A 26377-nucleotide genomic window follows, 5' to 3' on the forward strand; every position below is an offset into this window, starting at 1 on the left:
GATAAGCTTTATTATAACGAAGAAAAAAATCAGTATATCTGTCCGATGGGGCAACCGATGAACAAAATATCTTCTAAAAACCGAAAAACCAAAAGCGGTTATGCTCAGGCAAGTTCTTTGTACCAAGCTCAAAACTGTAATGGTTGCCCGCTGCGAGGGACTTGCCATAAATCGAAGGGAAACAGAATAATAGAACGGAACCAAAATTTAGAACGCCATAAGGACAGAGTTCGGGAAAACCTCTTAAGTGAAATCGGTAAACTAAAACGCAGACAACGAACCGCAGATGTAGAACCTGTCTTCGCACATATCAAATCCAACCGGAACTTCAAGCGTTTTACGCACATCGGAATAGAAAAAGCAGAACTAGAGTTCGGATTACACGCTTTAGCACACAATCTAAGGAAGAAAAGTGCCTAAAAGGAGCACTTTTTTAGACAATTCTAAAAAAGAACATTATAATCAACAATTTAGCGTCTTGTAAAACAAAATAAAAAAACCGCCTCAAATTTTATTTTGAGACGGCTTCTTCTTTAGATGTAATTTATTCTGTTTCCAGAATTTTAACTTTCAACTGCGCTTTATATAAGGTCGCATAATAACCGTTTTTGTCCAGAAGTTCCAGGTGTTTTCCTTCCTCTACAATTTTCCCATGTTCCATGACGATAATTTTGTCAGCTTTTTCGATCGTAGAAAGTCGGTGCGCAATAATAATTGAAGTTCGGTTTTTCGTAATTTTTTCGGTAGCTCTTTGAATCAATTTCTCACTTTCATGATCGATTGAAGAAGTTGCTTCATCTAGAATCAATATTTTCGGATCAGAAAGATAAGCTCTCAAAAATGACAACAACTGTCTTTGACCCAAAGAAATCGACGAACCTCTTTCTCTCACCACATATTCGTAACCACCGGGAAGACTTTCAATGAAATCATCAACTTCAATATCCTTCGCGATACTTTTAATTTTTTCCAAAGTCACGGTTTCATCTCCAAAAGAAAGATTTTCAAAAATACTTCCGTGAAAAAGGAAAACATCCTGCAACACCACTCCAATATGACTTCGAAGATTGTAGAGTTCATATTCTTTTAACTCCACATCATCAAGTAAAATTTTACCGGAATTGATGTCATACAATCTCGTAATTAAACTGATGATCGTAGATTTTCCGGCTCCGGTCGCTCCAACAATTGCGACAGTTTCTCCAGGATTCACTTTGAAACTGATTCCTTTTAAAACTTCCTGTTTATCATCATAGGCAAAATGCACATTCCTAAATTCTATTTTTCCATCGAAATGATTTTTTGAGATGTTACCCTTGTTTGGCAAAGCGAAATCTTCATCCATCACTCCCAAAACTCTTTCTGCACCAACAATTCCTCTTTGAATATTATTAAAACGATCAGCAATTTGTCGCAACGGGCGAATTAACATTGAAATATATTGAATAAAGGCGATTACCGCTCCCGCTTTAATAGTTATAAATCCACCATAAAAAAGAATAAATCCTATAAATAAAGAAGAAATTAATTCAACAACAGGAAAAAATAAGGAGAAAATAAAAACGGTTCGAAGCAAGGCAGATTTTAAAGTAATATTGATCTCATCGAATTTCTGAAATTCCGCTTTTTGCCTGTTAAAAACCTGGATTAAAGACATTCCGGAAAGTCGTTCCTGAACAAAAGAATTCTGATTCGAAGTCCAGGCGCGCTCATCAGTAAATGCTTTCTTCAATCTTTTCTGGAAAAATCGCGTTATCAAAACCATTAACGGAAGAATCGCAAGAGAAATATAACTCAAATGCACATCGACCTGAAACATCATCACCAAAACGAAAACGATTCTCAAAATATCTCCAAAAACCATCAAAAATCCATCCGTGTAAACCGTCGCAATCGTTTCTACATCGCCAACTGCGCGAGTAACCAATTGTCCGATCGCAGTTTTATCAAAAAAAGCAGTTCTGAAATAAATGAGTTTATGATAAAGCCTTTCTCGAATATCGCGAATCACATTTTGAGAAATAAAATTGGAGAAATAAACCAGGAAAAAATTCAAAATAGTTTCTCCAAAAACCAAAGCCACCAAAATATAAATATGCTTCATCATCAACTCTTTGTCACGAAGTTGAATGATATCTGTATCTACAATAAGCATCGTTAAGTACGGTCGATACGTAGAAATCACCGATAAAACAATCGAGATAATCAGCGTGACCATAAACCACGACCGAAATTTCATGCCGATTTTAAATAGCCGTTTTATAATATCCCAGGTAGATTGCTGCTTCATATTTTAATTAAAAATTCTTTGCAAAAATAAGAAATTTTGCAGTGATGAAAGGTGTTGAAAGATTGAGATTTGATATTGTGATGATTGATAATTAAAAATCGTAACCAACATCTACCAGAAACAAACCTTGTGCAGAAGCGGAAGTCCCGGCAGAATTTCGATTTTTGTCTTCAATTATTTTTCGCAAATCCGAAGGTTCTATTTTTCCATTTCCAATTTCGACCATCGTTCCTACAATCGAACGAACCATATTTCGCAGAAACCGATCCGCAGAGATCGTAAATTTCAGTTCAGATCCATTTTGTTCCCAAAACGCTTTATAAATTTTGCAATTATTGGTTTTATTTCCAGTATGCAATTTTGAAAAACTCGTGAAATCTTCGTACTCAAAAAGGATTTCACACGCTTCATTCATCCTCGTTACATCCAAATCCCTTTTCCAGATTTGCCAGGAAGAATCTTGCGTAAACGGATTTTTTTCTAAATTGATGTAATATCCATAAGTCCGAAAAGTCGCATCAAACCTGGCATGAAAGGTTTCTTTAACCCTGAAAATTCTGGAAATAGAAATATCAGAAGGCAAAAAACTATTGAGTTGATAAACTAAATTGTCATCCAAATTTTTCTCAGTATCAAAATGCGCAAAAATTTTCTTCGCATGAACGCCGGTATCGGTTCTGCCCGCTCCTGTCGTCTTAATTTTTTCGCGTAAAATTGTTGATAAAGCTTTTTCCAAAACTTCCTGCACAGAAATTTGGTTCGGCTGAATTTGATAACCAAAATAATTTTTACCCGAATAAGAAAATTCTATAAAATACCTCATCGGCTGCAAATTTACTGATTTTTTAGGAGCAAAAAAGGGTGAATGTCTTCCGAAAAACCTACCCGCTTTCACTACTCGCTTCCCAATCAAATGCATTGGGAGAGCTCAAACATGCCGTTCAATCGGGGCTAAAATAAAGATTATTTCTCATCTCTTATTTTAAAAACTTCGTCAAAATAAGCTGCGCAAAAACTACTATATCTGCTAAATATGAAAAATGATGGAATCCGCGAATCTGTGAACCTGTAAAATCTGTGGAAAATAAATCGTCATCAAAATTATTTTCAACTTATAATAGCCATCAATAGGAACGGGCTTTAGCCCGTTTAAAAATAAAGTAGAGAAATCGGCTTTAGCCGAAACCTATTAAACCTTTACAAATCAAAATATCGAAATCAAGCTCAAAATGAATTCAAAACGTCTCACCATTAAGCTTTAATTAAGAAATTAAGATAATTAAGTTATTCTATAGAGAATGCATTTTGAAAAACTCATTTGAGCTTTCTTCAAGAAAAGAATTAATAAAAACTAATGTGACTCATGTGTTAAAAATCCTCTCAATAATCCACTAAAATGAACCTTATATATTTGTAGTTATATAAAAAAGTAAGAAATTTACCCTATGAAAATACTCCTTCTCTCCGACTCTCATTCTTATATCGATGACCGAATTTTAGAATATGCAAAAAATGCAGACGAAATTTGGCATTGCGGAGATTTCGGGAATATGGAAGTTTTAGAAGAATTAGAGAAAACAAAACCTTTACGCGGCGTTTACGGAAATATCGATGGAACAGAAATAAGAAGAACATTCCCAGAAGTTTCACGGTTCAAATGTGAAGATGTAGAAGTTTTAATGATTCATATCGGCGGTTATCCGGGAAAATATACGCTTTTAGCCAAAAAGGAAATCGAAGAAAAAACACCTAAACTTTTCATTTCCGGACATTCTCATATTTTGAAAGCAATGTACGATCAGAAAAATAAATTGCTTCACTTAAATCCTGGCGCAATGGGAAAAGTTGGATGGCATCAAATGAGAACGATGATGCGTTTTGAAATTAATGGTGATCAAATTGAAAACTTGGAAGTGATTGAACTAGGGAAGAAATAAAAGATTATTTCTTCTGCAAACCTTCATAAATACTGTGAATTAAACCATCAGCAACAGAAATCTTAGGCACAAATATTTTATCAATATCACCCCAAGTCATTACATTATTAAAAATCTGTAACGCCGGAACCAAAACATCGGCACGGTCTTCCCGGAGATTGAATTTGCTCATTCTTTCCGCGACCGTCAGTTCATTCATTTCTTTATAATATTTTTTCAAATAAGCACTCGACATCGGTTTGCTGTCTTTGGTCTTACTCATCGAAAATATTTTATTGATGTTCCCACCGGAACCAATCGCAACAATCGGCTTACTGCTGTTGATATTTTTGCGGATATCTTCTTTCATTTCTCTCCACAAATCGTCTTTTACCAAACCTTCGAGCAAACGAATCGTTCCAATATTAATCGACCTTTCGTATTTTATTTTTCCGTTCTCGTAGAAAGTGAGTTCTGTAGAACCGCCACCAACGTCGATATAGAGATAATCGAAATTCTTATCAAGACCTTCTGCAATATGTGTTTCGAAAACCAAACTGGCTTCCTCGTCACCGGAAATGATTTCGATATTAAGTCCGGAATTTTCTTTCACCTGCTGTATGATCTCCTGTCCATTTTTCGCGTCGCGCATCGCACTCGTTGCACAAGCTCGATAATGTTCAACTTTATAAATTTTCATGAGATTGCTGAAAATATTCATTGAATCCATGATCATCTGTTCTCTTTCTGCACCGATTTCTCCTTTCGTGAAAACATCCATCCCCAAACGAAGCGGAATACGGAGCAGATTGAGCTTAGTGAATTGCGGTTTCCCTTTCTTGGGTTCCGTCACTTCATTGATCAGCAATCGTGCTGCATTACTTCCGATGTCAATCGCGGCAATTCTCATTGTTTTCGGGGAAATATTATTTATTAAAGGTAAGAAGAATCAAAGGAAAAAGGCAGTAGATCTCGAATTGATTTTGTTTTATAGATCGCTCCGTCTAAAGACGCAAAATAAATCTCGATCGGATCTGATTGTTTGGCTTCATATTCCAATATAGACTGTCGGCAAGCTCCACAAGGTGGAATCGGCACAGAAGTCAAAGCTTCTCTCGGCGCACCAATTACAAAAAGCTTCTTGATCTTCACATCCGGAAAATTGGCACCAATCCAAAAGATGGTCGTTCTTTCTGCACACAAACCTGAAGGATAAGCTGCATTTTCTTGATTACTTCCAGAAATGATTTCGCCGTTTTCTAATAAAATTGCGCACCCTACTGTAAAGTTAGAGTATGGTGCATAAGCAATTGCACGAAATTTTTGGGCGGAATCGAATAGTTTTTTTTCAGTTTCATCAAGGTGATCGTAACTCTCGATGGCTTCAAAACTAGTGGTATATTCTTTTTGCATGTATTAAAAATAGGAGAGTAAAGATAGATATTTTTTTTGAAAGAAAGCTTCGCAGCAGGAGAAAAGAAATGCTTGAGATAGGTTCAGAAACTTGTACAATGAGCATTTATTATTTACAAAAAGATAGTATTATTTTGTAGAATTTGAAATCATAATAGTTCCTCTTTATATATGTTAAAATTTCTTTTGGTTTTGAAAATTGACAATAAATAAATAATTGCAGTAAAAATTCGGTTTATCATTTGCAGTAAATTTATCCATACGAAAGGGTGTAATCACGGTACCAAAAAATGACTTTATACAAAACTAATGTCGTAATTTTACTAATCCAACTTCCCGGTCTTTTTAAATTTAGTGAACAAATAAATGAGACTCATGAAAAATTTAGATAAAAATATTCATACTACACCAAAAGATACCATTACAAATTCAAAATCTGTTTTAGAGGATTTTTTTATTCATTCTTTACAGGAAATGTACTTTGCTGAATGCAAAATATCTAAAGAATTCTCGCTCATAGAAGGTCAGATCATTTCGGAAAACTTAAAGAAAATTCTTGAAAATCATTACTCCATTCTCCTTAAACATAAAATACGCCTGGAAAAGATTTTTCGATTAAAAGATGAATCGATCGAAGGTAAAAATTGCGAAACTTTTAATGCTTTACTTTCAGAGGGAAAGAAGCAGCTTGCCATGTTTGCAGATGATCCCGTAAATTGGGAAATAGCCCTTATTCTTGTTTCTCAGAAATTAGCTCATTATAAAATAGCGTCTTATGGCGGTCTTGCTCATCTGGCTATTAAACTAAACTATTATAAAGCTGCAACTTTATTAGCAGTTAGCGCCCAAGAAGAAGAAGAATTTATAGCCAACCATCTAAATCGCATATTCGATGCTTTTCTGGCTTCTCATGTAGAAGGGTATAAAAATTAAATAACTTAATTCTTGATTATTATTCGCCACGTTTTTATCCTAAATCTTATCACGCACTTTTACCCATTTATCTAAATACTCTTTTGACCAATTACAAAGATTTAAATCCTTGTATAAGCTGGACAAAATACCCATAAAATTTACTCTTCATTTTATCTGCAAAGCGGGTTCTACAGATTTTTTAGCATTTTCTTTTTGAAAATATAAATTGGCAGAAAGCAGTAAACTTCTGGTCTGCAAAACGGATGTTTCAGAAATTGCTAACAACGAATTCGTGATTGTGATTGTTCGTAGAAAATCTTTTTGTGCTGTCTCCCGAAAAGTTTTTGCTATAAATCTTATTGTAAACTTAAAGATCCTCTAAGAAACTCAAATAAATAATTATAGAAAAATTGTTTTTTTTAATGTTTAAGGATAATCATTGGAAATTTTTAAAACGTTTTATTGTGCTCCGAGTACAAACGTTATAAATCTAATTGACAACATAATCTGAAGTGATTCTAAAATTTTATAAGTAGATTTCTAACTAGAATTGTATAAAACTTTCGATGAAAGAATTATTAAAGTTCTAAATATTTTGGTTTAAAATTTGATTCAGTTTTCATCTAAAACCCTTATTGCTAAAGTGATACAATTTATTTAAATTATTAATTTGAAAAAAAATGTTTCTGAAAATTATTAATTTATTCTTAAATATTCTTTAAACTTTAGAGTGAAGATTAAATAAATTCTCGAAAATCATTAAAAATAAAAACATCAAAAAATGGACACCAAAAAACCAAAATCACCGAAATCAGAAAAAAGTAAAGTTGCTAAAAATCTAAAAGAATTTTTCATCGACTCCCTAAAAGACATTTATTGGGCAGAAAATGCTCTGGTAAAAACCCTTCCGAAAATGTTCGATCAGGCAACAGATCAAAAATTGAAAACAGCCATTAAAGACCATTTGGCGCAAACAAAAGAACATGTTACGCGTTTAGAACAGGTTTTCGAATCGATGGGCTTAAAAGCGGAAGGTAAAAAATGTCTCGCAATGGATGGAATCATTAAAGAAGGCGAAGAAATTATGGAAGAAACCGCAGAAGGTCCAGTTCGTGACGCCGGAATTATTGCAAGTGCGCAAAAAGTAGAGCATTATGAAATCGCAACTTATGGAACTTTAGCAGCATTTGCGAAAACTTTGAATGAAAGAACTGCGCTGGATTTAATTCTGAAAACTTTAGGTGAAGAAAAAAAGTCAGATTGTTTGCTCAGTACGATTGCAGATACCAATTTGAATTCTCAAGTAGTTGATGGAAAATTACAGTCTAAAGATTTAAATGCCGTTTAAAATTAATCACCAACATTAGAAATACTACTATGAAAATAAACGAAAGCGAACCGTTTGAAAATGGCGCAAATCCAAAACAGGAACAATTAGGGAAATTTACCACCGATAATCAAGGTGAATTTCTGACAACTGACCAAGGTTTAAAAATAAATGACGATCAGAACTCTTTAAAAACAGGTGAAAGAGGCGCAACTTTATTGGAAGATTTTATCCTTCGGGAAAAAATTACGCATTTTGACCACGAAAGAATTCCGGAAAGAATCGTTCATGCAAGAGGTTCCGGAGCTTATGGAGTTTTCGAACTTTACAAATCCATGGGAAAATATACGAAAGCAAAATTCCTCAATAACACTTCGATAAAAACTCCTGTTTTTGTAAGATTTTCCACCGTTGCTGGATTTCGAGGTTCAACCGATGTTCCAAGAGATGTTCGTGGATTTGCTGTGAAATTTTATACGGAAGAAGGTAATTATGACTTGGTCGGAAATAATATGCCTGTGTTTTTTATTCAGGACGCGACAAAATTCCCGGATTTAGTTCACGCAGTAAAACCTGAACCTCACAATGAAATTCCGCAAGCCGCTTCTGCACACGATACTTTTTGGGATTTTATTTCGCTCATGCCCGAAGCGATGCATAATGTAATGTGGTTAATGAGTGACCGCGCAATTCCAAGAAGTTTACGAACAATGGAAGGTTTTGGAATTCACACTTTTAGATTTATAAATGATGAAGGAAAATCTCATTTTGTAAAATTCCACTGGAAACCAAAACAAGGCGTTTTAGGTTTAGCATGGGACGAAGCGCAGAGAATTGCCGGAAAAGACACGGATTTTCACCGTCGAGATTTGTGGGAAGCCATTGACGAAGGGCATTTTCCCGAGTGGGAATTGGGAGTTCAAATCGTTCCACAAGAAGATGAACACAAATATGCTTTCGATTTATTGGATCCTACGAAATTAATTCCGGAAGAAATGGTTCCCGTGGAAATCATTGGAAAAATGACTTTGAATAGAAATCCTGATAATTTTTTCGCAGAAACCGAGCAAGTTGCTTTTCATCCCGGACATTTGGTTCCAGGAATTGATTTCACGAATGATCCGTTGTTACAAGGAAGACTATTTTCTTACACGGATACTCAAATCTCCAGATTAGGTGGACCAAATTTTCATGAAATCCCCATCAATAAATCGATTCCAGAAGTCACAAATAATCAGCGCGACGGAATGCACAGAATGCAGATCGTGAAAGGAAAGGTTTCCTACAACCCAAATTCTATGGGAGGAGGTTGCCCTTTCCAGGCGAAAATTGCGGAAGGTGGTTTTAATTCTTTCGAAGAGAGAATCGATTCTAAAAAAATCAGAATGAGAAGTAAAAGTTTCTTTGATCATTTCAGTCAGCCTGAATTATTTTATAAAAGCATGACGGACAATGAAAAAAGACACATTCAAAATGCATTTTCTTTTGAGTTAGGAAAAGTGAAAATTGTTCCAATTCGTCAAAGAATGGTTAATATGCTTTTGGAAATCGATGAAGAATTAGCAAAAATCGTAGGTGATAATTTAGGTTTGATTCCAGCTAAACTTCCTCAACCAATTACGGGAAGTATTCCTGCGGACGGAAATTTGGAGCATTATCATTCTTTCAAAGAAAAATTACCGATCAAAGATGCGCCGTCTTTAAGCATGTCAAATAAATTAGTAAACGATATTAAAGCGAGAAGAATTGCGATAATCACTGCAGATGGTGTCAACGATGACGCTTTCACCAAAATTAAAAAAGGATTGTGTGATTTGGATGCGATGGTCGCAGTAATTGCACCGAAACATGGTTTTGTCACTACAAAATCCGGAGATGAATATCCAGTTGACGAAAGTTTGTTAACTGCAGCTTCGGTTGTTTTTGACGCCGTTTATGTTGCGGGTGGAGATGATATGAAAACACTTTTATCAAATCCAGATGCGCTTCATTTTGTTGCAGAAGCTTTTAAACATTGTAAACCTATCGCATGCGATTCAGATGCAGCGGCATTTTTGCAAAAAGCAATTCCAGAAATTAAACTTCCCGCAAAAGGAGTTTCTATCAATGGAAATTTAGAAGATTTTGTAAAAAATATTCAACAGCACCGATTTTGGGAACGTGAAAAAAATCCTGTTGTGCCCGCTTAGTATTTTAACTTAAATAGAAAAGGCTCCGTAATTGGAGCCTTTTTCATTTTTAAATATTTTATAAACCATCCACGTCTTCATATAATTCGGTGATCGTTTCAATTTCTTCACTTACATTTTTATCTTCTACAATTTCTGCCAACCAAGATTGAACTACGATTAAACTTGTTGCGCTACACGCTTGAAGTCCGTACGAATAAGGTCTTAAACCATTTGCATGCGTAAAATTGATATCATATAGAAAAGCATTCGCAACATTTTCTTTATTAATAGTTCGGTAACTTGAATCAATTTGAATTCCGGATAATTTCATTTCTAAACCATTTTCAGTTTGAAATAAATCAATTTTATCTGAATTTTTCGCTTTCTCTTTGCAAATATTTTCCTCTGCACATTTTGCAGTCGCAGTGCTAATTACTTCTTGTTTTACTAACGATTGAAAAGGATAATCCTCCAATTCTAATTTTTTTTCACCGCCGCAATTCACGAATAACTGATATTCAATTTCTTCTTCATTTCCATCTTCCGATTTTAAAGTAATCTTAGTTTTACCTTTACCAAAAGAATCTTCAGGGAAATTTACAAATCCGGCTTTCAGTTCTATGCAATTTGCGTCGTATAAAGCCAAAAGAATATTTGCAGATTGTAGCGGTAAAGCAGCGATGACATTCATTAAAAATGACATTATTTCTTTGTGAAAGAAGAGGTGATCTTCCGCCGGTAATAGATCTACGTGATAATTTAAACTGTACATTAAATCATCCAAAGTTTCCATCCAGTAAATCGGAATTTTATTTTCAACGGAATTTTTCGCTGTGACCATTTCCTTTTTCATTCCTTCGAAAGAATTGATATATTCATGTTTTTGGCTCATCAGTTCTACAAGATCTTTAAAACTGAAAGACGAATCATTTAACTTTTTCACCACATCCTCCAAGTGATCTTTTCTGAAAGCTTCAATTAAAGCGGGTCTGCATAAATGAACGAAATAATTTTCAATCCGTAGAAAACCGTCTTGATCAATTAATTGTAAAATTTGATTTCGGTTAAAATGACGATAGATTTCCCGGATCGGTTCTTTTTGTTCATACTGCAAATGCGGCAACCAACCTTCGGAAGAATGCAAAACGATCTTAAAATTAGGATTTGCATCATTTTTTTTGAAACTTAATTTGCCGTTTTCTTTTTTAAAAGTTCCAGCACGATGTGATAATGAAGTCACAACATCAAAAGCACTTAAAGAAGCGCCTAAAGTCCCGACTGGAAAATTATAACCTTCTCCATTTTCCGGAATTAATTTATGAATTGGCCACGGTGAAGCAAAATATCCAGATTCCGGTTTGTCCTCGCCTCTCCATTCATGGCCATTTGCAATAATTACGGTAGAAAACTGAGTTTTTTCCTGATGACAATCAGTAACTACTAATTGATTTTTATCTTTTGAAATATCCGCAACTTCACATCTCACCTTTTGAATGACCTCAATTCCTTTCGATTCTAAAGCCGAAATCAAAAGTTTAAACTGCTCTTCAAAATAATGTCCGAGAGAAACCCGGCTGTAAACTTCCGAATCATCAATTGGAAAATCCCTCACATTCAACTTTTCTAATAATTCCGGACTTTGTTTTCGAAGCCAGTCTGCGAAAGATTCCTGCAGCATCGGAATTTCTTCGGAAGAAATGTTCGCCAAATTATAAATATCCGTCGTTTTAGAATTATAAGGCATTCCGATTCCCAGAACTTCTTCTTTTTCGAAAATAGTGATCTTTTTAATTTTCAATTTTAAAATATCAATATTTTCCCAAATATATTTGAGGAGAAACAGTGCAGTTGGACCGCTGCCAATGATTGCAATATTCGTCAAATCACTTTCGGGGATAATTTTTTTAGTCATAGTTGTAGTTTAAGATCAGCCAAATTTATTTAATGAAAAGCACAAGTTCAGTAAAGATAAAAGTATTGCCTGAAAAAATTCATCTAGAAAAAGAGATTTTATTCTAAAATACCTTTCTCTTTTATCGATATTTTGAATGGCTAAAAATGTGCCGCTCCACTCCACTTGTTGTAAATTTGTGCTCTTAATTAAAAAAATATTTATGATTTTATACTCGCCAATTAAATTTAGAAACTTAGAACTTAAAAACCGTTGGGTGATGTCGCCAATGTGTATGTATTCAAGTAACGACGGTGTTGCGACTGATTTTCATTATGTGCATTACGGAAGTCGTGCTCAAGGTGGAACCGGATTACTGATGGTTGAAGCAACCGGAGTTGTTCCTGAAGGTCGTATTACGCACAAATGTATGGGACTTTGGAACGATAAACAGCAAGAAAGTCTGAAAAAAATCGTGGATTTTGTGCACCAGAATTCTGACAGTAAATTTGGAATTCAATTGGGTCACGCTGGACGAAAAGCTTCTACCTGGAATGGCAAACAACTGTCTTTGGAAAAAGGTTGGGAAACTGTTGCACCTTCAAAAATTCCTTATTCAGAAGAGGAAAGAATTCCACACGAATTGTCGGTGGAAGAAATTAAAAAACTCGTTCACGATTTTCAGGATTCTGCGAGAAGAGCTTTGGAAGCTGGTTTTGATCTCATTGAAATTCACGCTGCTCACGGATATTTAATTCACCAGTTTTTGTCGCCTTTATCAAATGTCAGAACTGATGAATATGGTGGAAGTTTTGAAAATAGAATTCGTTTTCTGGTAGAAATAGTGGAAGCAGTAAATGAATTGTTGAATGAAAATCATCCGCTTTTTGTGAGAATCTCCGGAACAGAATATGCTGAAAATGGTTGGGATATCGAAGAAAGCGTGAAACTGGCGGAAGTTTTAAAAACTAAAAATGTGGATTTAATTGATGTTTCGAGTGGTGGAAATATTCACGGTGCTAAAATCACTTTGTTTGATGGCTATCAAGTTCCACTTTCTGCGGAGATCAAAAAAGAAGCAGGAATCAAAACCGGCGCGGTTGGACTCATTAAATCTGCAGAACAGGCAGAAGAAATTTTAGAAAAAGGAGAAGCGGATTTAATTTTTGTCGCAAGAGAAATTTTGAGAAACCCTTATTTGGCGGTTGAAAATTCTTTCGAAGGAAAAGGAGAATGTTTTTTCCCGCATCAGTATGATAGAGCGAGGATCTAAACTTCATTTGTTAATAATAGAAAAGCCATTTCGATTTGAAATGGCTTTTCTGCTTTATCTATATTAAATTCTTAATTAATCACTTTTCGAAAACTTCGCTTTATAAATATACTGCCAAAATATAAAACGGATAGAACTAAGAAGAAGATTCCTAACATTAGAAAAAATTCGGTAAATCGCAAAATAATGCTGGGAACTTTGGGATCACCATCCATTATAAATCCAATTGTTGTAAAAATTGAAGAAATCATCAAGATGTTTAAGAGTTTCTTTTTCATGGGTTCTGTTTTAAGTTCTTACTTAAAAACTGCTATTAGATAGTTTTAGTATAAATAAGTTTTCAATATTAGGAATATTCAAATTTCCGAACTACTTCCAAGGTCTTATCAATTTCTTTTTCGGTGATCGCAGCAGAAATAAACCAGCTTTCATAACCACTTGGTGGTAAATAAATCCCCTTTTCTAATAACTGATGGAAGAAATTATTAAACAAAGCATGGTTCGCATTCGCTGCTTCATCAAAATTAGAAACCGCATTAACATGGAAAAAGATACTCATCATCGAACCTTTTCTGTTAATTCGATGTGGAATTGATTTCTGATTTAAAATTTTACCAATTTCAAAATCTAAAGTCTCTGTCGACTTGTTCAATTTTTGATAGAAATTTTCATCACTTTTAATCAATTGCAAAGTCGTCAAACCCGCTCTCATCGCTAAAGGATTTCCACTTAAAGTTCCGGCTTGATAAACTGCACCTTTTGGGGCAAGATGATCCATGATCTCATTACGCGCTGCAAAAGCTCCAACAGGAAGTCCACCACCAATTACTTTTCCAAAAGTTACGATATCGGCTTTCACCTTATATAATTCCTGAGCACCACCGAAAGCCAGACGGAATCCCGTCATCACCTCATCGAAAATTAGAAGCGCTCCGTTTTCGTCACACAATGTTCTCAATTTTTGAAGGAAATTATTTTCCGGTAAAACACAACCCATATTTCCGGCAACTGGTTCTACAATTATTGCAGCGATCTCACCTTGATTATGTCGGAACAGATCTTCAACCTCTTCAATATCATTATATTTCGCAAGCAAAGTATCTTTCGCAGTTCCGGGAGTTACGCCGGGAGAACTTGGATTTCCAAAAGTCGCCATTCCACTTCCCGCTTTAATTAAAAAAGAATCGGAATGTCCGTGGTAACAACCTTCGAACTTGATGAATTTATTTCTTCCTGTAAATCCTCGCGCCAATCGGATAGCGCTCATACAAGCTTCTGTACCGGAAGAAACCATTCTGATCTGGTCAATATTCGGGACATTTTCTACGATGTATTTCGCGATCTCCGTTTCCAGTTCGGTTGGAGTTCCGTAAGAAAAACCTTTTTTAGCTTGCTTTTTAATCGCTTCTAAAACTTCGGGATGAGTATGTCCTAGAATTGCGGGACCCCATGAATTGATATATTCGATGTATTGATTGTCGTCAACATCGGTCATATAAGCTCCTTTTGCGGATTTCATAAAAATCGGAACGCCACCTACAGATTTAAAAGCACGAACGGGAGAATTTACGCCGCCCGGAATATATTTGTACGCTTCGTCGAATAAAGCTGAACTTCTTTGGTATAACATAATATTGTTGGATGTTGGATGATGGATGATGGATGAGTCAAAAATATATAATAGATCATCATTTCAAAATCGCGGATTATTTTCTAGGTTTTTTGCTTTGAAGATAGATGAGTTGTCCGGATTGTGGTTGTTGACCGTAATCCATTCTGTTTTTTGAATAGAGTTTTTTTAGTTTGATTCCGAATTTCTGAGCGATATCGTGCATTGATTCGCCAACCTGAGATTTATAAGTTGCTACATTTCCACTGGAAGATTTTGATTCTAAGAAAAGAAAGTCATTTCTTTTTAATTGTGTTCCGTCCAATTCATTCCATTTCATCAAACGACTTTCGCTGATACCGAACTTTTTTGAAACTGCTGCTAAATCTAAATTATCTGGAATAATCACGAATTTCATCCCATCATTCGGATGACTTTTAATTAAGATTGAATTTAAAGTTTCGGCTTTTGAAACAATTTTTTCTACATTCTGCTGCTGTTTCGCATAGGAAACCTGTTCGTAAGGAACTTTTACAGTTACGGGGTTTGAGGAAGATCTGCTTTGATCTAACTGCGCCATAAAAATACGGTCATTTTTTAGATCAGGATACATTCTCAAAACGGCGTAAAGCACCTCGCCAGAACTGCTTTTATCAAATTCATAGAGCCTGTTCTTTTCAATTTTATCGATGAGAATGTAGGCATATTTTGGATTCGTCGCATAGCCGGCTTTTTTCAAACCGTGTGCCCAAGATTTGTAATCCATCATATCGAGTTTGAACAAATTCACATAAAATGGTCTGTAGGCGAGAAATTTTGAGTGGTCTTCGTAAGATTGTCTCGGATCATTATAAACCCGAAAACACTCATTCGGCGCATCGTCGGTGTGCGTCATCGTTTTTCCGGTCCAGTCTTCTTTGCATTTAATACCGAAATGATTATTTCCCTGTTGTGCCAATCGACTTTGTCCGCCACCGGTTTCCAAAAGTCCCTGCGCTAAAGTGATTGAAGCCGGGATTTTATATTTCTCCATTTCTTCTACGGCGTACGGCGCGAATTTCTGGATGTATTGCTCATCTGTTTTCCAGGTTTGAGCGTGAAATTTTGCTATAATTAGGAGTGCAAAAGCAAAAAATATTCTTTTCATAAATTCTTTTTGATGATTTTAAAACAAGTAAAGTTTTATCTCATATTTAATTTTATTTCTCTCGCGTATTTAGCAGATCAAAAATGCATTACGCAGCGTCATCTGCTCTATGGGCAGGAATATCTTTATCAATTTTACAATTTAATCAATTCCCGATTTTGTTTTTTCAACATTTCGTTTGCTCCGAAAATTCCTTGTAAACCACCCGTGTGAAAAGCCAGAATCTTTGATCCTTCCGGAAAATAATCTTCCTCTATCAATTCGAAGATCTTCTTCATCATCTTCCCGGTATAAATCGGATCGAGTTGAATTCCGTATTTTTCTTTGAAGTCATTGATAAAACGGATATTATCGTCACTTATTTTACCGTAACCTCCATCATGTGCTTCAAGGAGTTTAAAATTGTTCCTTTTTGAAAGTTCAATCACCTTATTATATAAGGAGTCATCATCTACGACTTTGAAACCTAAAACCTGCTGATTTTCTTCTGCAAACTTGGAAATTCCTGCGATTGTTCCACCAGTTCCAACTGCGGTGCAAAGATAATCAAAACTTTTTGTATAAGAATCGAGCATAAACTGAATCCCTTCCACGGCGAGTTCGTTGGTTCCGCCTTCTGGAACGATCAAAGCTTCGGGAAATTCCTTAAGTAGGATTTGGGTTAAAGAATCTTTGTCTCTATATTCTTCTCGTGTTACAAATCGAAAGTTCATTCCGTTTTGGTGCGCGAGTTTTAAGGTTGGATTTTCCTGCCATTTTTCCTGAATTTCTTCCCCCCGAATAAGTCCCATAGTTTTCAATTTAAATTCTTTTCCCAAAGCAGCGGTTGCGGCAATATGATTGGAAAAAGCGCCACCAAAAGTAATAAGGAAAGGATTTTCTGGATTTTGATCTAAATAAGAATTGATATTATAAAAGAGTTTCCAGTATTTGTTCCCTGAAATTTTTGGATGAATGAGGTCTTCTCTTTTCAAAAAAAGCTGAATATTTTTCTGAAGAGGGATTTCGATGATGGGAATTGAAAAGGTGGGGATTTTCATTGGTGTAAAGTTGGGAGAAATATTGATAGAATACAAAAAGTTGCATAATTAAATGTGAAGGTCGTATAAAATTATTATATTTGTACGTATAATCTAAGTTATGGATAGCAAACTCACTCTTAAACTCAACGAAAACGTAATTGAACGTGCGAAAAAATACGCTTCAACTAAAAAATTGAGTTTATCAAGATTAATTGAAAACTATCTGGACTCGATTACTCAAGAACAAAATAATGATTTTGAGATTTCTCCTTTTGTGAAAAGCATTTCGAGCGGAAAAAGTATTCCTGCTGATGCCGACTGGAAAACTTCAACGGAAGATTACACTGATTATTTAGACAAAAAATATCAGTAAAATGCAGAGGATATTTTTAGATACCAATATTGTCATTGACTTTCTCGGAGAAAGAGATGGTTTCTATGAACCTGCAGCAAAAATAATGACTTTAGCAGATCACAAGAAAATTAAAATTTTCACCTCGCCAAGTTCTATCTCAAATACCTATTACCTGCTTTCAAAATACGAAAACACAAAAATAGCAATGGAGAAAATTAGAAAATTTAAAGTGCTTTGTGCAATTTCCTTGATGGATGATGAAGTTGTTGAAAAAGCAATCAATTCTGACTTCAAAGATTTTGAAGATGCGATGCAGTATTTTAGTGCGATTGCATCACATTGTGATTTGATTGTTACGAGAAACGAAAAAGATTTTAAAAATGCGATGATTCCTGTGATGAATGGGGAAAGTTATTTGGAAACGATAAAGAAATAAAGACAAACTCTCAAGACTTTATGAAAAGACTTATAACAGATTAATTAAAAAATCCTAAATTTGATAAGCGACATTTTTAGTAAAGAACATTATGGATACTCAAATCTTAAGTAAAAAATTAGAATTAATTCAGTGGCTTTCGGCATTGGAGGATCAATCGGTGATTGAAAAATTGATTAATTTTCGCCAACAAGAAACTAAAGATTGGTGGACTTCTATTTCTGCCGAAGAGAAAATTGCGATCCAGAAAGGAATTAATGATGCTGATGAGAAAAAACTAAAGCCCCATTCTGAAGCACGAAAAATATATGAAAAGTGGTTATAATATTCTTTGGACTGAATATGCTTTAGAAGAGTTAGAAAAAACTATCGAGTATCTTGAAATAAATTTCACAGAAAAAGAAATTAAAAAGCTTGCTAAAAAAACAGAAACTGTTCTCGAACTCATTTCTATCAATCCATTAATTTTTCCGAAGTCTGAAAATAAGGAAATTTACAAAGTTGTAATCCTAAAGATCAATACGCTCTACTATCGGATCACAGGAAACGATGTAGAAATCTTATCTTTCTTCTCTAACAGACAAAATCCAAAAGAAGAAAATCTTTAAGTTGCTTAAAACTAATATTCATTTTTCGCTCAAGCTGCGCCCCGACCTGAGTGGAGCTCTTTTTAATTGGTGACTGAGCTTGTCGAAGTCAACAATTAAAAAAGCGGGAACGGAGGGCGGAAAAAGGCGCACAAAAAATATTAATCTAAAATATATTTCCAGAAACTCCAGAATTTTCTTTTGGTGAGATAGTTTAAATCATCTTCCATGGCGTAAGCTTCGCGCTCGAAAGAGATGGATTTGTAGGCGAGGAAAGAATCTTTTAACTTGAAATAGTGGTAATAATATTCTAAAACATACCATAGATAAAAGAAAATAATCAGGAGTTCCGCTTGTTGACGCAGATGAATTTTCTCGTGGTTGATCAAGGTTTTATTTTGAAGATCTTCTGGCTTTCGAAGAAGGATAAAGGGAAAAAGAGTGATCCCCGAAATTTTTGTATTTTTGAGAAGTCTTTGGCAAATCAGGATCATGAAACAAAGATATTAATTTCAGGAAATCTGATTTAACTTATGTACCAGAAAATCATCAAAGAACACGAAGACTTTTATTACAACGAACAGGGTTATAAAGTTTTTACGGAAGCTTATCACCTAAAGCGCGGTTATTGTTGCAAAAGTGGGTGTAAACATTGTCCGTACGGTTATGATAAAAAGACGGATAGTTTTAAAAAACCGTTGAGAGCGGAGACGAAACCAAATGCAGACTAAAAGATAATAGAATTAGCATTCAATTTTTTAAAAAATATATTTACACAAAAAATTTCAGGTCATGAGCAAAAAATATATCTTACTTTTATTGGCTTCGGCCACATTGGGACTTGCTTCTTGCAGTCCTTTTCAAGTGAAATCTGATTATGCAGAAACCGCAAATTTCAATATGTACAAATCGTACAAATTGAGAGTTGATGATTTAAAAATGAACGATATTGATAAAGATCGCGTTTTGAATGAAGTCTCGAAACAACTCCAAATGAAAGGCTTGAGCGTTTCTGATAATCCCGATTTAATTGTAAACGTGAAAGCGAATTACAAGAAAATTCAGGACGTACAAAGCAACCGACCTTACGGAATGTACGGTTGGGGCGGATCTTTCGGTTGGGGAGTTGGAATGAACAGAACGTGGACTCAAAATTATAATCAAGGTGCTTTGATTCTGGATTTAATTGATGCAAGAACGCAGAAGTTGGTTTGGCAAGGTGTCGGAAGCGGAATTTCGGTAGATTCACCAAAAGCGAAACAGAAACAGATTCCGGAGATTGTTGCGGAGATTATGGCGAATTATCCTCCAAATAAAATGAAATAATTTTTTTAGAAAATAATGAAGACTGCATAAATGCGGTCTTTTTTTTAACCAAAAATTTAAGATTCACTGATTCCTTAAAAAAGAATAAATAAATGAAGTAAAGTCACAAAAGGTTCACGTCTATATAGATTTACAAAAGAATATGAAAGATTGTTGTAATCATATTCCGAACTCAACCTTAAATATCTTAATGATAAAAATCTATTCATTTTCATTAATGAAATTAAAGATATAGAAATCTTAATTTCTTAATGGTGAAGATTATTAATTTTTTTAATTTCTAATGGAAATAATGTCTTGAAAATAATTACAACGACTTTGTCATTCTGACAAAGGAAGAATCTCATTAATTTAATCTTGTTATATTTTGTCTTGTTCTTTTGTCTTGAAACAAAATAACAATCCGCCGCGGCGGACAAGGCTTGAAACTCCGGCTAAAAATTTATTTTTTAACCTAAAATTTCTGAACTCGCGCGATCGTTTAATTTTTTCATGAGTATTAAAATTATTACGCGCTTCGGACAAAGAAATTTTTTCACGGTTTTCTATCAATTTTTCTTTACGCCTCCATTTCCGATGCCAATTAAATTCCGCGCAAGTAGCAAGTATTGATATTAAATAAAAAACCGCTCGAAAGCGGTTTTAATTATTCTATATTTATTTATATCTTATTTCCCAATCACCTCTGTAACTGGATTTCCTATATTTCCGCTTGGGAACTGAATGTGCAATAATGCAGAAATTGTTGGTGCAATATCGGTCATGTTGTAATCTTTATTACTCTCCCCTTTTTTAATTCCCCAACCCATAAAGATTAAAGGAATGTGAGAGTCATAAGAATTCCAGGCTCCGTGAGTTGTTCCCAGTTTAGAATAAGTTGGCAACCAGGAATCATGGTAAATAACTTGAATATCTCCACTTCTTTGCCAATTGTAACCATTCATAATTCTTGTTTTAATCGGTTCGGGGATTGATGATGAGCCAGCTTTTTTCATGTCAACGGCAAACAATATAGATTTATCTTTGTTCAAAATATCAATCAAATATTGCTTCACTTGTTCCGCATCTAATTTATTGTCAGTCATTAATTTATCATCTAAATAAACCTGATTGTTGGTTATTTTAGAAATTAATTTATCAACATTAAATTTATCTTTCAACATCACATTAAATTCTTTATTGTCTTCACCATAAAAACCGGTCGGCATTTTATGTTCTTCCATAAAACCTTCAGAATGGGCACCACCATGATCTGCAGAAAGAAAAACGGTATATTGATCTTTACCAACTGTTTGATCTAGATATTTAAAGAAATCTGCCAAGTCGCGGTCTAATCTTAAATAAACATCTTCAACTTCAATTGAATTGGGTCCAAATTTATGTCCGGCATAATCAGTAGAAGCTAAATTGATGGCTAAGAAATCGGTGATTGCATCGGCTCCTAAATTTTCTCCTTTGATGGCAGCTTCTGCAATTTTCAGCGTCAAGGTATTTCCAAAAGGCGTAGATCGTATGTTGTCTCTCTTCGTTTGATAATCAGCAGCCAAATTATTATAAGGGAAAGTGGGTGTTTTAGCACTTCCCAAAAGTCCTTCCCAAGGTGAATTGTCCGGTGAACTTTCGGTATATTGATTAATTGGTAGCAAAGTATTCCAACCATTCTTCACCAATTCATCTGGAATTTTTTGAGCATTAAAATCATTCACCCATTTTGGCAACTGATTCATATAATAAGAACTTGTGATGAAATTTCCGCTAGTGTCATCAAACCAGTAAGCTCCTGTAGGATTATGACCTGCGGGAAGAATTGAAGCCCTATCTTTTAGAGAAACTCCCACCACCTTTGCCTGAAAATTACTTGCTAAACGAAGTTCATCAGTAACCGTAGTTGACCATAGATTTTTAGGAGAATGACTGCCTACTTTAGCATCAGATGTTCCGACTGGTTTTACGCTGTCGTCGGTTGTACAGTAGACATTTTTTCCAGTTGTTTTATCGTACCAATCATTTCCAGCAATACCATGAATCGCCGGAACAGAACCGGTATAAATGGTGGTATGTCCAACCGCAGTGTACGTTGGAATATAATTAATGTGAACATTATTTAAAGAATATCCTTGGTTTAAAAGTCTTTTAAAACCATCATTACCATATTTTTCATAATAACGATAGAGATAATCCCACCGCATTTGATCAACGACTAAACCCACGACGAGTTTTGGTCTTTCGATTTGAGAGGATTTATTTTTTTGAGCAGAAAAACCCGTTGAGACAAGGGCTAAAAAAATGATAGAAATATTTTTCAACATAATTAAAAATTTACGGATGTTCGAATTTTAGAGACAAATTTAAGGGTTTAATTCTAAAAAAAAGAATGAACTTTTCATGAACAACTTTAAACAAATGATCAAAAATAAATGAATGTTAATTTTTAGGCCCGATTGACTCTTTTTCTAAATTATTTTAAGGAATCGCCGAATCTCATTTTTCGGTTCGCAATGGAAATCCTTTTTTATAATTTTCAAAATATAAAAAAGATTGTAATGGAAAGAGTGAAGAATTTTCTACAAAGCAATAATCTTGTTACACCAAAAAAAAACGCACCTTCGGAAAGATGCGTTTCAATATTAATGATAATTTCTTAGAATTTCAAATCTCCGTTTTCAAAGGGTTTCGCCCTTTGCTGTTGATTTCGCCATTTCATGGCTTCTTGGAAATTTAGAATTTCAAATCACCATTCACCTCTCTTACTGCTTGTGCAGCGGTAGCGAATTTTTCTTTTTCAGCATCGGTTAATTTTATTTCTACAATTTTCTCAACACCATTTGCACCGATAATTGCAGGAACTCCTAGACAGATATCACTTTGACCGTATTCTCCGTCTAACATTAGTGAACAAGGAATCATTTTTTTGTGGTCGCAAAAAATTGCCTGTACCATTACAGAAACTGCCGCACCTGGAGCGTACCAAGCGGAAGTTCCCAATAATTTAGTTAGCGTTGCACCACCAACTTTGGTCTCTTCCGCAACTTGATTTTGTTTTGCTTCGTCTAAGAATTCAGTTACTGGAACACCGTTTCTGGTTGCTTTACTCATCAAAGGCAACATTCCTGTATCACTGTGAGCAGCGATTACCATTCCGTCAACGTCTGAAATTGGACATTCTAAAGCTTCTGCCAATCTGTATTTAAAACGTGCAGAATCTAAAGCTCCGCCCATTCCGATAATTTGATTTTTCGGTAAACCAGAAGTTTTATGAACCAAGTAAGCCATCGTATCCATCGGGTTAGAAACCACGATAATAATTACGTTTGGCGAATGTTTTACCAGGTTTGCAGTAACATCTTTCACGATTCCAGCGTTAATTCCGATCAATTCTTCACGCGTCATTCCAGGTTTTCTTGGAATTCCTGAAGTGATTACGGCAACTTTTGATCCAGCTGTTTTGCTGTAATCACCGGTTGTTCCAGTAATTTTGGTATCGAAATTATTTAGAGAGGCGGTTTGCATCAAATCCATCGCTTTACCTTCAGCAAAACCTTCTTTAATGTCAACTAAAACAACTTCTGCTGCGAAATTTTTCATCGCGATGTATTCTGCGCAACTTGCGCCAACTGCTCCTGCTCCAACTACGGTAACTTTCATATTTAAATTTTTATTGATTTTAAAGGTAATATGGAAACTCGACTTTCATTTTTAATAAAGTAGATTTCCCTTTTTTATGTGACGTAAATTTACGAAATGTTAAAGTTTTGGGCAATTTTAGTATTATTAAAGTTTTCCTAATTATTTAAAAAATGCAGGCAATTCATAATCTGGATCATTGCCATAGTTAATTCTTGCCCTAAATCAAGATTTTTGGAAATATTATAAACTAAATTTGTTTAAAATTAGCAGTCAAAATGGGTTTTGCAAAACGACTTCACGAAGGGTACTCGAACCGAAAATATGACATCGATAAAAAGAAAATCGAAGATTTTATCGACCGATTTTTCCGGTTTATTTTCTTTCTGGAATATCAAAGATGTTCGGAACTGGATAATATTGAAATGCGTTTAAATGCTTTTAAAATTGAATTTAAAGAAATATTATGCTCCGTAACTGAAGAAAAAGACAGTCTTAAAACAGATCACTTTTTTGAAAGTTTCCCGAAAGTTTACGAGTCACTGGAAAATGATGCCCAAACAATTCTTGACAATGATCCTGCGGCAAAAAGCAGAGAAGAAGTCATGTTTTCTTATCCTGGGTTTTTTGCAATTGCTGTTTATCGATTTGCGCATGAACTTTATAAAAATAACATTCCGTTAATTCCAAGAATTTGGACGGAATTTGCGCACAGTAAAACAGGAATAGACATTAATCCAGGTGCTAAAATTGGTGACTATTTCTTCATTGATCACGGCACAGGAATTGTAATTGGAGAGACTACAATCATTGGAAATCACGTGAAAATTTACCAAGGAGTGACTTTAGGTGCTCACTCAGTTGCCAAAAATTTACAAAACATAAAACGTCATCCAACCATTGAAGATGGTGTTGTGATTTATGCAAATGCTACGATTTTGGGTGGCGAAACGGTGATTGGAAAAAATGCATTAATTGGTGGAAATGTCTGGATTACAGAAAGTGTAGCACCAAACTCTGTGGTTTTTCATAAAGGTCAAGTTACCGTAAAGAATAAATTCCCCGGAAATGAACCAATTATTTTTAGTATTTAAAACGGAATTTCTTACAGCCCGACCTGAATGGAGCTCTTTTTTATTGTTTTCTGAGCTTGCCGAAGATGACAATAAAAAAAGCGGGAATGGAGGGCGGAAAAAGCTGCCATAAAAAAATAGTAAATAGACATTCGACGTAGTCAAAAAGCTGCCCAAATAATTAACAAATTTTAAAATTTATTTTATGAAACTGAACAATATATTAGAAGCTATCGGAAATACACCGGTAATCAAGATCAATAAACTTTTTCCAAACAACGTGGAAGTTTGGATGAAGCTGGAAAAACAAAATCCCGGTGGAAGTTTGAAGGATCGAATTGCTTTGGCAATGATAGAAAAAGCGGAAAAGGATGGAACAATCAATAAAGACACTCTGATTATAGAGCCAACTTCTGGTAATACCGGTGTTGGATTAGCAATGGTTTGTGCCGTAAAAGGTTACAAATTGGTATTGGTAATGCCGGAAAGTATGAGTGTTGAAAGGAGAAAACTGATGAGTTCTTACGGAGCATCATTTGTTTTGACACCAAAAGAAGAAGGAACGTCGGGAGCGATCAAAAAAGCCATGCAAATGGCTGAAGAAATCGAAAACTCCTGGATCCCACAACAGTTTGAAAATCCTGCTAATCCAGAAATCCATGCGAAAACTACGGCTCAGGAAATTTTAAATGATTTTCCAAACGGGATCGATTACCTTATCACTGGTGTTGGAACTGGAGGTCACATTACCGGAGTAACTGAAGTTTTAAAACAGAAATTTCCAAATATGAAAAGTTTTGCGGTTGAACCTACCGATTCTCCCGTAATTTCTGGCGGAAAACCTGGACCGCATCCTTTGCAGGGAATCGGCGCTGGATTTGTTCCAAAAAATTTACACACTGAACTTTTAGACGGAACAATTGCTGTTGAAAAAGGAGAAGCTTTTGAATTCACAAAAAGACTCGCAAGCGAAGAAGGAATTTTAGCCGGAGTTTCAACCGGAGCATCTTGTGCAGCAGTGAATAAAAAGTTATCAGAAATCCCTGAAGGTTCTGTCGTTTTGACTTTCAATTATGATACAGGTGAAAGATATTGGTCTGTTGAGGGACTTTTTGAAGAAAATCCTTATAAAGGTTAATCTTTAATAGTTTATCCTGAAAACATAAAATCCTGCGATCATGCAGGATTTTTTTTATTTATATAATTTCTGGCATTTTAAGCAGACGTAAGTTTTTCTTTTTACTTTACCCATTTCTTCGATCAAAAGCTCTGATTTATCTTTTGGGCAAATCTTTTTTCCATAAATCATGGCGGCTTCTTTTACACCGTCGGTTTTCAGTAAACTTAAAAATTCTTCGCTGTAATCGACGAGCATGGAAAGAAGGAAGATTAATTTTTTCTCCGGGATTACTTTAACAATACTTTCAGGATGGATTTTGGCGTGGTAAAGGCTTTCAATTCTTATGATATTTCCGACGCCGGCAAAAAGTTTCTGATTCATTAATACATCACCGATTTGTTCTTCTGAATGATTCGTTTGCAATTCATTTAAAACAAATTCTACATCAAATTCCGGTTTTAAAATATCGGTTTTAAAATTGAAATGATCGGTTGGTTTTCCAGAATATAATTTCGTTTTGGCAACATAAAAATTAATTTCACCATCTGCAAAATGGAGTGCAAAACTGGCATTCACTTTTTTTTGTTTGTTGACCAACATGCTTCCAAAAAGTCCGAGATGAACGCCGACAAAGAAATCTTTGAAAACAAAAAGTAAATTTTTTCCGTAAGTTTCAATGTCCAAAAGTTTAATATTAGTCATTTCTGACTTTTCCATTTCTCCATAACCAGAAGCTTCGGAGACGGTTTTACCCTTAAATCTTTGCAATTTATTTTTAAGAAAATGTATGGATGGTCCTTCTGGCATTTTATTTTATTTTGAAGAAATTAAATTTATAGTAGAAAAAAATTCTGCAATTCATTTATTCAGACTCTGAATTTT

General features: G+C 34.8%; 26 protein-coding genes. 14 read left to right on the forward strand and 12 right to left on the reverse strand.

The features are described 5' to 3' along the window. Positions 1 to 420 (forward strand): transposase (locus tag OA86_RS02570; protein ID WP_039348457.1); only part of this gene is annotated, 420 nt, incomplete at its 5' end. 124 nt (positions 421 to 544) lie between these two features. On the opposite strand, the gene OA86_RS02575 is transcribed toward OA86_RS02570, so the two are convergent. Both OA86_RS02575 and truA read right to left on the reverse strand, forming a co-directional pair. Further along, positions 545 to 2290, reverse strand: coding sequence for an ABC transporter ATP-binding protein (locus tag OA86_RS02575; RefSeq protein WP_039348460.1), 1746 nt, complete (start codon positions 2288 to 2290; stop codon positions 545 to 547). A gap of 91 nt (positions 2291 to 2381) precedes the next feature. After that, entirely contained in the window at positions 2382 to 3113 is a 732-nt protein-coding gene (gene truA, locus OA86_RS02580) for a tRNA pseudouridine(38-40) synthase TruA (RefSeq protein ID WP_039350375.1), read from the reverse strand. Positions 3114 to 3735: 622 nt separating this feature from the next. On the opposite strand from truA, the gene OA86_RS02585 reads away from it, so the two are divergent. After that, positions 3736 to 4227 (forward strand): metallophosphoesterase family protein, encoded by a 492-nt coding sequence (locus tag OA86_RS02585; RefSeq protein ID WP_039348463.1) that lies wholly within the window; start codon positions 3736 to 3738, stop codon positions 4225 to 4227. A gap of 4 nt (positions 4228 to 4231) precedes the next feature. Here OA86_RS02585 and OA86_RS02590 read toward each other — a convergent pair whose 3' ends face one another. Further along, positions 4232 to 5116: a Ppx/GppA phosphatase family protein gene (locus OA86_RS02590; RefSeq protein WP_039348466.1), complete on the reverse strand. Its 885-nt coding sequence runs from the start codon at positions 5114 to 5116 to the stop codon at positions 4232 to 4234. 23 nt (positions 5117 to 5139) lie between these two features. Further along, positions 5140 to 5619: a cytidine deaminase gene (gene cdd, locus OA86_RS02595; protein ID WP_039348469.1), complete on the reverse strand. Its 480-nt coding sequence runs from the start codon at positions 5617 to 5619 to the stop codon at positions 5140 to 5142. Positions 5620 to 5994: 375 nt separating this feature from the next. On the opposite strand from cdd, the gene OA86_RS15175 reads away from it, so the two are divergent. The 3 genes from OA86_RS15175 (at position 5995) to OA86_RS02610 (ending at position 10050) form a co-directional block, all read left to right on the forward strand. Next, positions 5995 to 6552 carry a YciE/YciF ferroxidase family protein gene (locus OA86_RS15175; RefSeq protein WP_074781393.1) on the forward strand — a complete coding sequence of 186 codons (558 nt, stop codon included), beginning with the start codon at positions 5995 to 5997 and terminating at the stop codon, positions 6550 to 6552. A gap of 763 nt (positions 6553 to 7315) precedes the next feature. Beyond that, entirely contained in the window at positions 7316 to 7882 is a 567-nt protein-coding gene (locus tag OA86_RS02605; RefSeq protein WP_039348472.1) for a YciE/YciF ferroxidase family protein, read from the forward strand. Positions 7883 to 7911: 29 nt separating this feature from the next. Next, complete coding sequence (locus OA86_RS02610) at positions 7912 to 10050, forward strand: catalase (protein WP_039348474.1); 2139 nt, start codon at positions 7912 to 7914, stop codon at positions 10048 to 10050. A 58-nt stretch (positions 10051 to 10108) separates the two neighbouring features. Here the strand turns inward: OA86_RS02610 and OA86_RS02615 are convergent, their stop codons facing one another. Beyond that, positions 10109 to 11944, reverse strand: coding sequence for an FAD/NAD(P)-binding protein (locus OA86_RS02615; protein WP_052257357.1), 1836 nt, complete (start codon positions 11942 to 11944; stop codon positions 10109 to 10111). 205 nt (positions 11945 to 12149) lie between these two features. Between OA86_RS02615 and namA the strand changes: the two genes are divergently transcribed. After that, on the forward strand, positions 12150 to 13196 hold the full coding sequence (gene namA, locus OA86_RS02620) for an NADPH dehydrogenase NamA (RefSeq protein ID WP_039350383.1): 1047 nt from the start codon (positions 12150 to 12152) through the stop codon (positions 13194 to 13196). Positions 13197 to 13542: 346 nt separating this feature from the next. Here namA and hemL read toward each other — a convergent pair whose 3' ends face one another. The 3 genes from hemL to OA86_RS02635 all read right to left on the reverse strand — a co-directional run bounded on the left by hemL (position 13543) and on the right by OA86_RS02635 (position 16992). Continuing rightward, positions 13543 to 14826, reverse strand: coding sequence for a glutamate-1-semialdehyde 2,1-aminomutase (gene hemL, locus OA86_RS02625; RefSeq protein ID WP_039348476.1), 1284 nt, complete (start codon positions 14824 to 14826; stop codon positions 13543 to 13545). Between the two features lie 76 nt (positions 14827 to 14902). Further along, the gene (locus tag OA86_RS02630; protein ID WP_039348478.1) at positions 14903 to 15952 is read right to left on the reverse strand and encodes a glucosaminidase domain-containing protein; all 1050 of its coding nucleotides are present in this window, start codon (positions 15950 to 15952) and stop codon (positions 14903 to 14905) included. Between the two features lie 134 nt (positions 15953 to 16086). Beyond that, a complete protein-coding gene (locus OA86_RS02635) occupies positions 16087 to 16992 on the reverse strand; it encodes a 1-aminocyclopropane-1-carboxylate deaminase/D-cysteine desulfhydrase (protein WP_039348480.1) in 906 nt (301 codons plus the stop codon). 100 nt (positions 16993 to 17092) lie between these two features. On the opposite strand from OA86_RS02635, the gene OA86_RS02640 reads away from it, so the two are divergent. The 4 genes from OA86_RS02640 (at position 17093) to OA86_RS02655 (ending at position 18373) form a co-directional block, all read left to right on the forward strand. Next, positions 17093 to 17347, forward strand: coding sequence for a DUF6364 family protein (locus tag OA86_RS02640; protein WP_039348482.1), 255 nt, complete (start codon positions 17093 to 17095; stop codon positions 17345 to 17347). Position 17348: 1 nt separating this feature from the next. After that, positions 17349 to 17765, forward strand: coding sequence for a type II toxin-antitoxin system VapC family toxin (locus tag OA86_RS02645; RefSeq protein WP_039348483.1), 417 nt, complete (start codon positions 17349 to 17351; stop codon positions 17763 to 17765). 91 nt (positions 17766 to 17856) lie between these two features. Next, positions 17857 to 18090, forward strand: a complete 234-nt coding sequence (locus OA86_RS02650) for a hypothetical protein (protein WP_039348485.1) — start codon at positions 17857 to 17859, stop codon at positions 18088 to 18090. Next, entirely contained in the window at positions 18074 to 18373 is a 300-nt protein-coding gene (locus tag OA86_RS02655) for a type II toxin-antitoxin system RelE/ParE family toxin (protein ID WP_039348487.1), read from the forward strand. The genes OA86_RS02650 and OA86_RS02655 overlap by 17 nt, the downstream gene beginning before the upstream one ends. A 140-nt stretch (positions 18374 to 18513) precedes the next feature. Here OA86_RS02655 and OA86_RS02660 read toward each other — a convergent pair whose 3' ends face one another. After that, the gene (locus OA86_RS02660) at positions 18514 to 18846 is read right to left on the reverse strand and encodes a hypothetical protein (RefSeq protein WP_039348489.1); all 333 of its coding nucleotides are present in this window, start codon (positions 18844 to 18846) and stop codon (positions 18514 to 18516) included. Between the two features lie 39 nt (positions 18847 to 18885). Between OA86_RS02660 and OA86_RS02665 the strand changes: the two genes are divergently transcribed. Next, positions 18886 to 19083, forward strand: a complete 198-nt coding sequence (locus tag OA86_RS02665; RefSeq protein WP_039348491.1) for a C1orf53 family protein — start codon at positions 18886 to 18888, stop codon at positions 19081 to 19083. Between the two features lie 61 nt (positions 19084 to 19144). Further along, positions 19145 to 19678 carry a DUF4136 domain-containing protein gene (locus tag OA86_RS02670; RefSeq protein WP_039348493.1) on the forward strand — a complete coding sequence of 178 codons (534 nt, stop codon included), beginning with the start codon at positions 19145 to 19147 and terminating at the stop codon, positions 19676 to 19678. A 668-nt stretch (positions 19679 to 20346) separates the two neighbouring features. Here the strand turns inward: OA86_RS02670 and pafA are convergent. Beyond that, positions 20347 to 21987 (reverse strand): alkaline phosphatase PafA, encoded by a 1641-nt coding sequence (pafA, locus tag OA86_RS02675; RefSeq protein ID WP_039348495.1) that lies wholly within the window; start codon positions 21985 to 21987, stop codon positions 20347 to 20349. A gap of 409 nt (positions 21988 to 22396) precedes the next feature. Continuing rightward, positions 22397 to 23323 carry a malate dehydrogenase gene (locus OA86_RS02680; RefSeq protein WP_039348496.1) on the reverse strand — a complete coding sequence of 309 codons (927 nt, stop codon included), beginning with the start codon at positions 23321 to 23323 and terminating at the stop codon, positions 22397 to 22399. 257 nt (positions 23324 to 23580) lie between these two features. Here OA86_RS02680 and epsC point away from each other — a divergent pair, with 257 nt between their 5' ends. Next, entirely contained in the window at positions 23581 to 24396 is an 816-nt protein-coding gene (epsC, locus tag OA86_RS02685; protein ID WP_039348498.1) for a serine O-acetyltransferase EpsC, read from the forward strand. 184 nt (positions 24397 to 24580) lie between these two features. Continuing rightward, positions 24581 to 25513 (forward strand): cysteine synthase A, encoded by a 933-nt coding sequence (cysK, locus tag OA86_RS02690; protein ID WP_039348501.1) that lies wholly within the window; start codon positions 24581 to 24583, stop codon positions 25511 to 25513. 54 nt (positions 25514 to 25567) lie between these two features. Here the strand turns inward: cysK and OA86_RS02695 are convergent, their stop codons facing one another. Next, positions 25568 to 26302 (reverse strand): DNA-formamidopyrimidine glycosylase family protein, encoded by a 735-nt coding sequence (locus tag OA86_RS02695; protein WP_039348502.1) that lies wholly within the window; start codon positions 26300 to 26302, stop codon positions 25568 to 25570. Between the last annotated feature and the right edge of the window lie 75 nt (positions 26303 to 26377).

Origin of the sequence: Kaistella jeonii, assembly GCF_000812865.1 — a bacterium.
GTDB lineage: Bacteria > Bacteroidota > Bacteroidia > Flavobacteriales > Weeksellaceae > Kaistella > Kaistella jeonii.